This window comes from Klebsiella sp. 141203 (assembly GCF_032601985.1).
In the GTDB taxonomy this organism is placed as follows: Bacteria; Pseudomonadota; Gammaproteobacteria; order Enterobacterales; family Enterobacteriaceae; genus Klebsiella; species Klebsiella aerogenes.
Genome location: NZ_JAQIRL010000011.1, coordinates 36,574 through 49,140, shown reverse-complemented (window position 1 = coordinate 49,140; position 12,567 = coordinate 36,574). Strand labels below are relative to the sequence as shown.

General features: G+C 55.9%; 15 protein-coding genes. 2 read left to right on the top strand and 13 right to left on the bottom strand.

The window, feature by feature from the left end; translation table 11 throughout:
* The 6 genes from PGR29_RS24435 to dnaB all read right to left on the bottom strand — a co-directional run bounded on the left by PGR29_RS24435 (window position 1) and on the right by dnaB (window position 5,774).
* Window positions 1–354, bottom strand: coding sequence for an MmcQ/YjbR family DNA-binding protein (locus tag PGR29_RS24435; protein ID WP_087858835.1), 354 nt, complete (start codon window positions 352–354; stop codon window positions 1–3).
* 3 nt (window positions 355–357) lie between these two features.
* Window positions 358–774 (bottom strand): secondary thiamine-phosphate synthase enzyme YjbQ, encoded by a 417-nt coding sequence (locus tag PGR29_RS24430; protein ID WP_015368751.1) that lies wholly within the window; start codon window positions 772–774, stop codon window positions 358–360.
* Window positions 775–915: 141 nt separating this feature from the next.
* Entirely contained in the window at window positions 916–1,629 is a 714-nt protein-coding gene (aphA, locus tag PGR29_RS24425) for an acid phosphatase AphA (protein ID WP_015368752.1), read from the bottom strand.
* Between the two features lie 240 nt (window positions 1,630–1,869).
* The gene (gene tyrB / locus PGR29_RS24420) at window positions 1,870–3,063 is read right to left on the bottom strand and encodes an aromatic amino acid transaminase (protein WP_087858836.1); all 1,194 of its coding nucleotides are present in this window, start codon (window positions 3,061–3,063) and stop codon (window positions 1,870–1,872) included.
* Between the two features lie 184 nt (window positions 3,064–3,247).
* Window positions 3,248–4,327, bottom strand: coding sequence for an alanine racemase (gene alr, locus PGR29_RS24415; protein ID WP_316425521.1), 1,080 nt, complete (start codon window positions 4,325–4,327; stop codon window positions 3,248–3,250).
* Between the two features lie 31 nt (window positions 4,328–4,358).
* The gene (gene dnaB, locus PGR29_RS24410; RefSeq protein WP_015368755.1) at window positions 4,359–5,774 is read right to left on the bottom strand and encodes a replicative DNA helicase; all 1,416 of its coding nucleotides are present in this window, start codon (window positions 5,772–5,774) and stop codon (window positions 4,359–4,361) included.
* Between the two features lie 52 nt (window positions 5,775–5,826).
* Between dnaB and PGR29_RS24405 the strand changes: the two genes are divergently transcribed.
* Window positions 5,827–6,810 carry a quinone oxidoreductase gene (locus tag PGR29_RS24405; protein WP_213794922.1) on the top strand — a complete coding sequence of 328 codons (984 nt, stop codon included), beginning with the start codon at window positions 5,827–5,829 and terminating at the stop codon, window positions 6,808–6,810.
* Window positions 6,811–7,003: 193 nt separating this feature from the next.
* Here the strand turns inward: PGR29_RS24405 and pspG are convergent, their stop codons facing one another.
* From pspG to PGR29_RS24390, 3 genes are all read right to left on the bottom strand, one after another.
* Complete coding sequence (gene pspG / locus PGR29_RS24400; protein WP_015368757.1) at window positions 7,004–7,246, bottom strand: envelope stress response protein PspG; 243 nt, start codon at window positions 7,244–7,246, stop codon at window positions 7,004–7,006.
* A gap of 141 nt (window positions 7,247–7,387) precedes the next feature.
* The gene (gene dusA / locus PGR29_RS24395) at window positions 7,388–8,386 is read right to left on the bottom strand and encodes a tRNA dihydrouridine(20/20a) synthase DusA (protein WP_213794921.1); all 999 of its coding nucleotides are present in this window, start codon (window positions 8,384–8,386) and stop codon (window positions 7,388–7,390) included.
* A gap of 102 nt (window positions 8,387–8,488) precedes the next feature.
* A complete protein-coding gene (locus tag PGR29_RS24390) occupies window positions 8,489–8,977 on the bottom strand; it encodes a cupin domain-containing protein (RefSeq protein WP_015368759.1) in 489 nt (162 codons plus the stop codon).
* A 114-nt stretch (window positions 8,978–9,091) separates the two neighbouring features.
* Here PGR29_RS24390 and zur point away from each other — a divergent pair, with 114 nt between their 5' ends.
* A complete protein-coding gene (gene zur, locus PGR29_RS24385; protein ID WP_045379090.1) occupies window positions 9,092–9,607 on the top strand; it encodes a zinc uptake transcriptional repressor Zur in 516 nt (171 codons plus the stop codon).
* Window positions 9,608–9,687: 80 nt separating this feature from the next.
* Here the strand turns inward: zur and PGR29_RS24380 are convergent, their stop codons facing one another.
* The 4 genes from PGR29_RS24380 to PGR29_RS24365 all read right to left on the bottom strand — a co-directional run bounded on the left by PGR29_RS24380 (window position 9,688) and on the right by PGR29_RS24365 (window position 12,567).
* A complete protein-coding gene (locus PGR29_RS24380) occupies window positions 9,688–9,897 on the bottom strand; it encodes a CsbD family protein (protein WP_015704042.1) in 210 nt (69 codons plus the stop codon).
* 174 nt (window positions 9,898–10,071) lie between these two features.
* Entirely contained in the window at window positions 10,072–11,397 is a 1,326-nt protein-coding gene (gene dinF, locus PGR29_RS24375) for an MATE family efflux transporter DinF (protein WP_316425520.1), read from the bottom strand.
* Window positions 11,398–11,467: 70 nt separating this feature from the next.
* The gene (gene lexA, locus PGR29_RS24370; protein ID WP_015704040.1) at window positions 11,468–12,076 is read right to left on the bottom strand and encodes a transcriptional repressor LexA; all 609 of its coding nucleotides are present in this window, start codon (window positions 12,074–12,076) and stop codon (window positions 11,468–11,470) included.
* Window positions 12,077–12,198: 122 nt separating this feature from the next.
* Window positions 12,199–12,567, bottom strand: a complete 369-nt coding sequence (locus tag PGR29_RS24365; RefSeq protein WP_087858841.1) for a diacylglycerol kinase — start codon at window positions 12,565–12,567, stop codon at window positions 12,199–12,201.

Genomic DNA, 12,567 nt, shown 5'->3' with positions numbered 1-12,567 from the left:
CTACGCTAACTGCCGCCGCTTATCTTCCGGCAGCAGGTCGACCGCCTGCTGATAAGAGGCGTCCACCAGGTAGTAAATCTGCGAATCCGGCAGGGAGCCATCAAGGAAGACCGTGCTCCAGTGAGCTTTATTCAGATGCCTGCTGGGGCGAACATCGCGATGCTGTTCGCGCAGCAGTTCGGCAAGCTCGGGACTCGCTTTAAGCGCAACGGCCGGCCGCTTATCCTCCACTTCTTTCACCATGGCGAATAGCACGTCTGCGACCTTGATTTGCGTCGCTTTCCAGTCGCTATGAACGCTTTGTTCCGCGCCCGGCTTCGCCATGCAGTACTGTAGTAGATCCGATATGGTCATTTTTTATTCTCCCATAAGCGTTGCGACGATATGCCGCGAGCCGCCGTGAATACGATGCTCCCCCAGCCAGATCCCCTGCCAGGTCCCTAACATGACGTTGCCGTTCTGCACCGGCAACATCAGAGAAACGCCCAGCAGCGATGATTTAATGTGCGAGGGCATATCATCAGGACCTTCATAATCGTGTTCATACGGCGCGTTGTCTGGTACGGCGTTGAGAAAATGCTGTTCCATATCAAAACGGACCGTGGGATCGCAGTTCTCATTTAACGTCAGGGAAGCGGAAGTATGCTGGAGTAACAGATGCAGCAGGCCAACCTTGATATGCGAGAGTTCGCGAATTTGACCAATAATTTCATTGGTCACCAGATGGAAACCACGAGATTTCGGGCCTAATGTCAGGGTTTGCTGATGCCACATAAACGACTCCTGTAATGTGTGAATCCTTCTAAGTTTGCAGCAAGAAACGAAAAGGTAAAACCTCAAAGGCTGAAATTCGTACAAAAAAAAGACAGCCTGCGGCTGCCTTTTCGTATTCAGATGCGTTGCGTTTCACACGCCTTAATATTCTGAATTCACAATCACCTCTTCCCCTTGCGACCCGGCCATCGGCAGCGGTTTGTAGGAGGAGTTTGCCGCGCGCAGCACGCGAATTCCGCGCGCATCGGCGTCGCGGGCCGCCGAGATGTCGTTGTCAGAGTCACCGTAGAAGACTTTGATATTCTTCTCCCGTAACCACTGGGTTTTGGTGTTCTGGCCTGGCTTATCGCCGGCAAAAATCACCGGGTTCATGTTAGCGCCGGGGATGAGGAAATCATCCTGCAGGGTTTTGGAGACGGTCTCAGTTTTGGTCTGGCTGCGGCCGGTGACGAAGTAAATGCTGTCGCCGCGCTTAATATGCATCGCGATCAGCTGGCGGCCCACTTCTTTCGGCATACTGAACTCGTCCCAGCCGTTATTCATCTTTTCCCAGAACTCGGGGTTCTTCAGATAGGCTTCGCTGCCCGGAGAATAGGTTTTCTGCCCACGCCAGAAACCAGGGCTGGAGAACAGCACGGTATCATCGATATCGAACCCCACCGCCATCGGCGCGCGGCCAAGCAGGCTATTTTCGATTTGCGCTACGGATACCCAATGTATCGGCGCCTGTTCGGCAAGTTTCGCGACATTCGTCCCTTCCCAAATGGGCTGCGGGGTGGAAGCGCGCGCGACAACGGAGCTATTAAGAGCGAACAACAGACAGGTGGCGCTAATGGCCAAAGTTAACTTACGCATATTTATCCCTTCACCCGTCGTACACAGGGCGGCTGAACCTGCGTTACTCAGGATTGCAAATTCAATTCGTTGTTATTTTTAATAATGAGTGAGCTTATAAATGCACCAAGACCTTAACGCCTGCCCACACAGATAGAAAGGATTTTCTGCTCAGATGTCATATAAAAAGAGCATGATCACACTTCGGGGTATATTCCCCCTCGCCTTAACGCTGGCGAGGGAGATTTAGTAAGTGAGCACTTACATTACAGCAGCAAACGCCTGAGCCACGCGCTGGACGTTACGCGAGTTAAGTCCTGCCACGCACATCCGGCCGCTGGCAATCAGGTAGACGCCAAACTCTTCGCGTAGACGATCCACCTGTGCCGCGCTTAAACCGGTATAACTAAACATACCGCGCTGCTTCAGCAGGTAGTCAAAGTTCTTGCCGGGAACGGCCTCTTTCAGCGCCTCTACCAGCGTCTGGCGCATCGCCAGGATGCGGGTACGCATCGCTTCCACTTCCGCCAGCCATGAGGCTTTCAGCGCCGCGTCGTTCAATACTGCCGCGACCACCTGCGCGCCAAAATTCGGCGGACTGGAGTAGTTACGACGCACCGTCGCTTTCAACTGGCCCAGCACGCGGCCTGCCGTTTCCGCATCATCGCAGACAATGGACAGACCGCCGACGCGTTCGCCATACAGGGAGAAGATTTTGGAAAACGAGTTGCTGACTAGCATCGGCAGGCCAGCGCTGGCAATCGCGCGGATAGCGTAGGCATCGTCTTCCATACCGGCGCCAAAGCCCTGATAGGCGATATCGAGGAAAGGAATTAAGTTACGTGCTTTCAAAACCTTAACGACTTCATCCCACTGCGCGTTGCTCAGATCGGCGCCCGTCGGGTTGTGGCAACATGGATGCAGCAGCACGATATCGCGCTCCGGCAGGGTCTGCAGCCTGGCGAGGAAGGCTTCAAAACGCACGCCGTTGCTCTCATCATCGAACCAGGGGTAAGTACTTACTTCGAACCCAGCCCCTTCAAATATAGCGATATGGTTTTCCCAGGTCGGATCGCTGACCCATACGCGAGACTGCGGGAAGTAGCGCTTGAGGAAGTCGGCGCCAACCTTCAGCGCGCCAGAGCCACCCAGAGTTTGAATTGACGCTACGCGATTTTGTTTCAGCACCGGATGGTCGGCGCCAAACAGCAGCGGCGCAATGGCGTGGCGGTAGCTATTGAGCCCTTCCATCGGCAGATACAGCGAGGCGCCGTGCGGCTGAGCATTGAGTTGTGCTTCGGCATCCGCCACGGCCTGTAGTTGCGGAATAATGCCGTCTTCGTTGTAGTACAAACCGATGCTGAGGTTCACTTTGTCACTACGCGGATCTTCTTTGAAACGCTCCATCAAGGAGAGAATAGGGTCGCCGGCGTAGGCGTCAACTTTTTGAAACACGAGATGTATCTCCAGGTTTACGAAAGCAGGTATTTACACAATAAACCGGAAGTTGGGGAAGGTCGAGGGGATGTTGGTAAGTTATCGACAAAGATCGCTGCAAACATGGGCGACGCCGCGCGCCGCCCCTGCTCATTACCCCGATAAGCGTAGCGTAATCGGGGAAATATGCCACTGACCGTAGTTAGTCGAGGTAACGAATTGCCAGCCTGGAGGTCAGTCGGGTGATAAGTTCGTAAGCACTCACTTTCGTTATTTCCGCGATGCGCTCAACGGGGAGCCCCTCTCCCCATAATACAACCGGATCGCCGGCGTTATCCTGCGCCTGAGGACCGAGGTCAACGCAAATCATATCCATCGCCACGCGACCGACTATCGGCACTTCGCGGCCGTTGACCAGCACCGGCGTGCCGGAGGGCGCGGCGCGCGGATAACCGTCGCCATAGCCCATCGCCACGACGCCGAGGCGAGTATCGCGCTCGCTAATCCAGGTGCCGCCATAGCCCACCGGCTCCCCGGCTTTATGCTCGCGCACCGCAATCAGGCTGGAGGTCAGCGACATCACCGGCAGGCAGCCGAAATCCTCACCGGTAGAGTGGTTCTCCAGTGGAGAAACGCCGTAGAGAATGATGCCCGGCCGCGCCCAGTCGAAATGCGACTGCGGCCACAGCAGGATCCCGCCCGAGGCGGCAATAGAACGCAGCCCCGGTTTCCCTTCGGTAAAGGTGGTGAAAATATCCAGCTGACGCTCGGTCGCGCCGCATTCCGGCTCATCGGCACGGGCGAAATGGCTGACGATATTCACCGGCTGGCGAACATTTTTGCACCGGCTTAGCCGCTGATAAAACGCTTCGGCCTGTTCCGGCAGTACGCCAAGACGATGCATACCGGTATCCAGCTTCATCCAGACGGTAACCGGTTCGGCCAGTTCCGCTTGTTCGAGCGCCGCCAGCTGTTCCGGGCTATGTACCACGGTATGCAGCTGCTGCGCGGAAATCAGCGCCAGATCCGCCGCTTCAAAGAAGCCTTCCAGCAGCAATATCGGTTGGGTAATGCCCCCTTCACGCAGGCGCAGCGCCTCTTCCAGGCGGGCGACGCCGAAGGCGTCGGCGTCGGTCAGCGTTCGCGCGGTCTCAAGGAGGCCGTGTCCGTAGGCGTTCGCTTTCACCACCGCAACCAGTTTGCTGGCAGGAGCCAGTTCACGCAGGCGTTGCAGGTTGTGTCGCAGAGCGCGGCGGTTGATAACTACAGTTGCCGCTTGCATTTGAATTCCTTAAAAAAAGACAGACGGAGGTTTACTCATCGTCATACTGAGGGCCGGCATAATTATCGAAACGCGACCACTGGCCGTTAAAGGTCAGTCGTACCGTACCGATCGGGCCGTTACGTTGTTTACCAATGATAATTTCAGCAATACCTTTTAAATCGCTGTTCTCGTGATAAACCTCATCACGGTAGATGAACATGATTAAGTCGGCATCCTGTTCAATAGAGCCGGATTCACGCAGGTCGGAGTTGACCGGACGTTTATCGGCGCGCTGTTCCAGAGAGCGGTTCAACTGCGACAGCGCCACCACCGGTACCTGCAGCTCTTTTGCCAGCGCCTTCAGCGAGCGGGAAATTTCGGCGATCTCCAGAGTACGGTTGTCGGAGAGCGACGGTACGCGCATCAGCTGCAGGTAGTCGATCATGATAAGACCGATACCGCCGTGCTCACGGGCGATACGGCGGGCGCGCGAACGCACTTCGGTCGGCGTCAGGCCGGAGGAGTCATCGATATAGATATTACGTTTTTCCAGCAAGATACCCATCGTGCCGGAGATCCGCGCCCAGTCTTCATCGTCCAGTTGGCCGGTACGGATACGGGTCTGATCGACGCGCGATAGCGAGGCCAGAGAACGCATCATGATCTGCTCGGATGGCATCTCCAGACTGAAGATCAATACCGGCTTATCTTGCAGCATCGCTGCGTTTTCCACGAGGTTCATCGCAAATGTCGTCTTACCCATCGATGGACGCGCGGCGACGATAATCAGATCCGAAGGCTGTAGCCCGGCGGTCTTTTTATTGAGGTCGTCATAGCCGGTATTCACCCCGGTGACGCCATCATGCGGCTGTTGGAACAGCTGTTCAATACGGGCGACGGTGGCATCGAGCACATCGGCGATGTTCTTCGGCCCTTCGTCTTTATTGGCCCGGCTTTCGGCAATTTTAAATACCCGGGATTCCGCCAGATCCAACAGGTCCTCGCTGGTGCGCCCCTGGGGGTCGAAACCGGCTTCGGCGATCTCGTTGGCCACCGAAATCATTTCACGCACCACCGCGCGTTCGCGCACGATGTCGGCATACGCGCTGATGTTCGCCGCGCTTGGCGTATTTTTAGAGAGCTCGGCCAGGTAGGCGAAGCCGCCGACGCTATCCAGTTGCCCCTGACGCTCCAGCGACTCCGCGAGAGTGATCAGGTCAATCGGGCTACCGGACTCTTGCAGGCGCGCCATCTCGGTAAAGATATGACGATGCGGACGGGTATAGAAATCTTCCGACACCACCCTTTCGGCGACGTCGTCCCAGCGCTCGTTATCCAGCATTAAACCGCCCAACACCGACTGTTCCGCTTCAATCGAGTGCGGCGGGACTTTCAACCCAGCGAGCTGCGGATCGCGTTCGCGAGGTTCTGTCTGTGGTTTGTTGAAGGGTTTATTTCCTGCCATAGTGAATGGAGTTACCTGTAAATGAGAGACACAAAATTATAAAGGAGTTCACATGGCAACACGAATTGAATTTCCCGCGCACGGAGGCCCCGAGGTTCTGCATGCGGTCGAGTTTACCCCTAACGATCCTGCCGAGCACGAAATCCAGGTAGAAAACAAAGCTATCGGTATCAACTATATCGACACCTACATCCGCAGCGGCTTGTATCCACCGCCCTCGCTGCCGAGCGGTTTGGGGACTGAAGCCGCCGGTATCGTTACTAAAATCGGCAGCGGCGTTAAACATATCAACGTTGGCGATCGGGTGGTGTATGCCCAGTCCGCGCTTGGCGCTTATAGTTCGGTGCATAACGTGCATGCCGATAAAGCGGCGATTTTGCCGAATGCGATTTCCTTTGAGCAGGCCGCCGCCTCGTTTCTTAAAGGGCTGACCGTCTGGTATCTGCTGCGCAAAACCTATGAAATAAAAGCCAATGAAACCTTCTTGTTCCACGCGGCGGCGGGCGGCGTGGGGCTGATTGCCTGCCAGTGGGCGAAAGCGCTTGGGGCAAAGCTTATCGGCACCGTTGGCAGCGAGCAAAAAGCGCAGCGCGCCCGGCAGGCCGGCGCCTGGGAAACCATTAACTATCGCGAAGAAAATATTGCCGAGCGCGTCAAAGCGCTAACCGGCGGTAAAAAAGTCGCCGTGGTTTACGATTCCGTGGGTAAAGATACCTGGGAAGCCTCGCTCGATTGTCTTCAGCGGCGTGGGCTGATGGTCAGCTTCGGCAATTCATCTGGCCCGGTAACCGGCGTGAATTTGGGTATCCTCAATCAGAAAGGCTCACTGTATGTGACCCGCCCTTCTCTGCAAGGCTACATCACCAACCGGGAAGAACTGACGGAAGCCAGCAACGAGCTATTTTCGCTGATCGCCAGCGGCGTGATCAAAGTCGATGTGGCGGATAATCAGAAATACGCCCTGCGTGACGCCAGACGCGCGCATGAGATCCTGGAAAGCCGGGTGACCGAGGGATCAAGCCTGCTGCTACCGTAACGGGATGAGATCGCCGGAAAAGTTTAGGGCCTCCCGAAGGAGGCCCTGACTTTTTTTGTTCGGCTGTATGTAGGGTACAGCGCGATGAATTCGTTATCGCGCTAATAGTGACAGATTTAATACGCAATGCCTACGCTGTTTTATGCAAAATTACTCAGGTTGTGACACACCGCTCAATCCCCAAAATGATGGCTTAGTAGCGCCAGCGATCTTCGCGGCGATAGCGGGTTGTGGTCGGCGATTTCATCGCCCGAATGACCCATACGACGGCCACCGCCAGCAGCAACCAGGGTAGCAGCTTAAACATTAATGCGAACAGGCCGCCAAAGAACATCAGCGCGGTGGCGACGACCAGCGCGGCAATAATGCCAAGCAGCGAGATGCCGGTGACCAGCAACATGACAAAAAAGCCAATAACAAATAAGAGTTCCAGCATGGTCTTCTCCCGAAATAAATAACCAGATAGCTGATTGGCTATTTCAAGAATCGTGCCAGATATAACCCATTGAATTAAAACAAAACGCCCCACAGCAGTGCTGTAGGGCGTGGCGAAATAGACCAGTTTTTAGCGAAAAGTTTAACGCTTATCGGCAACCAGCTTCAGCGCGTGCTCCAGCACGTTAATATCGGCGCCCGCTTTGTGGGCGTTTTCGCTGAGATAGCGGCGCCACTGACGCGCGCCGGGGATCCCCTGGAACAATCCCAGCATATGGCGGGTGATATGGCCAAGATAGGTACCGCTGCTGAGCTCTCGCTCGATATAGGGATACATTGCGCGCACCACCGCCACCGGATCGGCATCCGCGCCGTCGACGCCGAAAATCTCGCGATCCACAGAAGCCAGAATGCCCGGGTTTTGATAGGCTTCGCGCCCCACCATCACGCCGTCCATATGCTCAAGCTGCTGTTTAGCCTCTGCCAGAGATTTAATTCCGCCGTTAATCGCCATCGTCAGATGCGGAAAATCACGTTTCAGTTGCCAGACGCGCGGATAATCCAGCGGCGGGATTTCGCGGTTCTCTTTCGGACTCAGGCCGGAAAGCCAGGCTTTACGCGCGTGAATGATGAACATTTCACACTCGCCTTTGCCGGAAACGGTCTCTATGAAATCGCAGAGGAATTCATAGCTATCCCGATCGTCAATCCCGATACGGGTTTTTACCGTAACCGGAATCGACACCACGTCGCGCATCGCTTTGACGCAGTCCGCCACCAGCGCGGCATTGCCCATCAGACAGGCGCCAAACATCCCGTTTTGCACGCGATCAGAGGGGCAACCTACATTGAGGTTAATCTCATCATAGCCGCGCGCCTCGGCGAGCTTCGCGCATTGCGCTAACGCCGCAGGATCGCTACCGCCCAACTGCAGCGCTACCGGATGTTCTTCTTCGCTATAGGCCAGGTAGTCGCCTTTACCGTGAATTATCGCGCCGGTGGTGACCATTTCGGTGTACAGCAGAGTATGGCGCGACAGCAGACGCAGGAAGTAGCGGCAATGTCTATCGGTCCAATCGAGCATGGGCGCGATAGAAAAACGGTGGGCGGCAAAAGCGGTAGACGTGGATTCTGGCATCATGGCGAATAAATAAGCATCCGGGTAAAAAGGGGCGCTACTATAGCACAAACACAAACCACGGCGCATAGCGTCGAACGCCACGCACCATGGTGAAAATGTGGCCTATATTTTACGCGGTTTACCGTCGTGCGGGCCAAAGAACTGCGGAGGGTGATCTACCCAGCGGTCCTGGCGAGTCGCGGCATAACCCGGGTTCAACGGATAGTAGATACGGTTGTGCTTTTTATTCGCTTCGCCAACGACCAGCAGCCGCACCTCCTGCTCGGTATTATTCAGGAAGGTATGACATACGCCAGTTCCCGCCGGAAAACCAACGCTATCGCCCGGCTCCAGCTTCCATAGATAGCCATTGATCCAGACTTCCGGAAAACCTTCCAGCACATAGATAAACTCTTCTTCATCGCTTTCCGCATGCGGATATGAGGTTCTTCGTCCCGGCGGTAAGCGTTCATGATGGATGCCCAGCCGATTTAGCCGTAGGCCGCGGGCAAGAGGCGCGCCAATAGAAAAAAGCTCGTGACTATCGGGGTAGGTGGAATCATCCGCACCTTCCAGTTCGCGCCAATGTCGAATGCAATCAGGTCGTTTCATCGTTTTCTCCCGAAAATGAGATACATCAGGTATAGCAAAGCTTGCAGGATCTCGGCGTTTTACCTGGTTCGTGATAAAGTAACAGTTTCAACATCACGCAACCAGAGGATGCTCATGGATAACACCACTTCGCAAGAAATGTTAGCGCAGGCTGAAAAGCTTTGCGTGCAACGTGGCGTACGCCTGACCCCGCAGCGTCTGGAAGTGTTGCGTCTGATGAGCCTGCAGCAAGGGGCGATTAGCGCCTACGATCTGCTGGATCTGCTGCGAGAAAAAGAGCCGCAGGCGAAGCCGCCGACGGTCTATCGCGCGCTGGAGTTTCTGCTGGAGCAAGGTTTTGTGCACAAAGTGGAATCGACCAACAGCTATGTGCTGTGCCACCTTTTCGATCAGCCCACCCACAGTTCGGCGATGTTTATCTGCGATCGCTGCGGCGTGGTCAAAGAAGAGTGTGCGGAAGGCGTAGAGGATATTATGCATACGCTGGCGGCCAGAATGGGCTTCGCTCTACGGCATAATGTGATTGAAGCGCATGGGTTGTGCGCGGCCTGCGTGGAAGTCGAAGCCTGCAGCGCCCGCGAACACTGCCATCACGATCATACTATCCAGATTAAAAAGAAAGCCCGCTGAGTCGGGCGACGTCAGCGGGAAGCTACGGCATATCGCTATGCCGTTAGACAGGCATAAACAGGGGGTCAAAACAGAATTCGCTACCAGCGCGTATCGTTCTTACGCTCCCAGTCAGACACCTCTTTTTCGGCCTGATCTTTCGCATAGCCGTAGCGTTCCTGAATTTTACCGACTAGCTGATCGCGCTTCCCTTCAATGACCGTCATATCGTCATCGGTCAGCTTACCCCACTGTTCCTTGGCTTTACCTTTCAACTGTTTCCAGTTACCGCTGATTTCGTCTTTATTCATCATTACGTCCTCATCATTCGGTGGGTTAACAGCCCGTTTTGTTCCGGACATGGTAATAACTATAGATGACAATGCTGGTACCGATTCGTTATTCGGAATTTTTAACCATCAGGTCGATTGAAAACGCTGGGGGATTTTCCCGGCTCGCGCTACGCTGAGCCGGGCTTTTTACATTCAGGAGGGTGAGTTAAACCAGGTGCCACGCTGCCAGTGGCGGCGCCAGATGAGCGCCAGCGAAAGCCCACGCAAAGCCAGGAACACGGCCAGCGCCAGCCACAGGCCGTGATTGCCGAGCATGGGCACAGAGAGCAACGTCACCGCAAACCCCGCAGCGGCTACCGCCATGCTATTACGCATCTCCGCGCCGCGCGTCGCGCCGATAAACATGCCATCCAGCAGATAACACCAAACGCCAATCACCGGTAGGATCATCTGCCAGAACAGATAGCGGTCTGCCAGCTGCTGCAATGATGGGATAGAGGTCAATAGCGCGATGATATGCTCACCGGCCACGCTGTAGATTAACGCGAACGCCAGCGCGACCATTCCCGACTGCCGGCAGGCCGCGCGCCAGACTTCCAGCAGTTGGCTACCGTCACGCGCGCCGTAAGCCTGTCCGGAATGGGCTTCGACGGCATAGGCAAAACCGTCCAGCGCGTAAGCGGTAAAGGTCAGCATGGTCATCAGTACCGCATTGACCGCCACCACGTCGCTGCCCAGACGGGCGCCGAAGACGGTGATGGCGCCAAAACAGAGCTGCAGTAGCAGCGAACGCAGCATGATGTCGCGATTAAGCGCCAGCAGGCGCCGCATATTGCCGCGCCAGGCTTCCTTCAACATGGCAAGCGTCACGCCGCGCAGCGCCAGCACCCGTTTCGCCATCAGCAGGCCGATGATAAAGGTAGCGTATTCCGACAGCGCCGTCGCCAGTGCCGCCCCCTGCACGTTCATATGCAGCCCCATTACCAGCCACAGGTCGAGCACGATATTTAGCAAGTTGCCGACCACCAGCAGGATCACCGGGGCGCGAGCGTACTGGACGCCAAGCAGCCACCCTAACAGCACCAGGTTAGCTAACGACGCCGGGGCGCTGAGCCAGCGGATTTCGAGGAACCGTCTGGCCTGCTCCAGTACCGCCTCGCTGCCGCCGACAATATGTAGCGCGAGGTCAATGAGCGGCATGCGGAACAGAACAATGAGCAGCCCGGCGGCCAGCGCCAGGATCAGCGGTTGCACCAGCGCGCGCGCCAGCCGCTGCGGATCTTTGGCGCCGTAGGCCTGAGCGGTTAAGCCAGTGGTGCTCATTCGCAGGAACAACAGCAGCATAAAGAGGAAACTGGTGGCCGTCGCGCCGACGGCGACGCCGCCAAGATAGACGGGACTATCGAGATGGCCGACAACGGCAGTATCGACCAGCCCAAGCAGCGGAACGGTAATGTTAGAGAAAATCATCGGTAGCGCGAGGCGCCACAGTGCTTTATCGGCGGCGTTGAGCAGCATGAAGAGGGACCAGACAGAGGAGGAACATCGCAGCGTCATGCATCATGATGACGCTGCGTTAGGACGGGAGTTACAGCCACTCACCGTTACGGATCACGCCGACGGCCAGACCTTCAATGGTGAAGCTCTGCTGGCGCAGATCGACGACGATTGGGGAAAACTCGCTGTTTTCCGGCAGCAGTTCAACGACGTTGCCCTGCTTTTTCAGACGTTTTACGGTGACTTCTTCATCGATACGCGCGACGACGACCTGGCCGTTACGCACGTCCTGAGTTTTATGCACCGCCAGCAGATCGCCGTCGAGGATACCGATGTCTTTCATCGACATCCCGCTAACGCGCAGCAGGAAGTCGGCATTCGGTTTAAACATCGCTGGATCAACCTGGTAGTGACCTTCAATATGCTGCTGCGCCAGCAGCGGCTCGCCCGCGGCGACGCGGCCAATCAGCGGCAGGCCATGTTCTTCTTCCGTCAGCAGACGAATGCCGCGTGAAGCGCCGGAGACGATTTCAATCGCGCCTTTACGCGCCAGCGCTTTGAGGTGTTCTTCCGCCGCGTTCGGGGAACGGAACCCCAAGCGCTGAGCAATTTCCGCACGCGTCGGCGGCATGCCCGTTTGGCTGATGTGATCCCGGATGAGATCAAACACCTCTTGCTGCCTGGTCGTTAACGCTTTCATTCCGCCCCCTGGGTGTATATACAGTTATGCTGTGAGTATATACAGCTAATGGTGATTTTGGAACCACATATCATATAAAAATCAGGAGATTCTTTGCGTTTTGCGAGCGTTGCCGACAAGACTTAGCGGTAATGCGACCACAACAGCATGGTCCAGGTGATCAACGCGATGATTATCGCCAGCAGTACCGCCGCCGAACCCATATCCTTGGCGCGCCCGGAAAGCTCATGATGCTCAGGCCCGATTCGGTCAACCACCGCTTCAATCGCGCTGTTTAGAATTTCGACTATCATCACTAACAGGACCGAGCCAATGAGCAGGACTCGCGTAATGACATCGACATCCAGCCAGCAGGCTATCGCCACGGCCACAATAGCGGCGACGCCTTCCTGGCGGAAAGCGGCTTCGTTCACCCACGCCGCGCGGAAACCTTTCCAGGAATAACCTGCTGCTTTAATGATTCTGGTTAACCCAGTGGTATTATTGGCCAT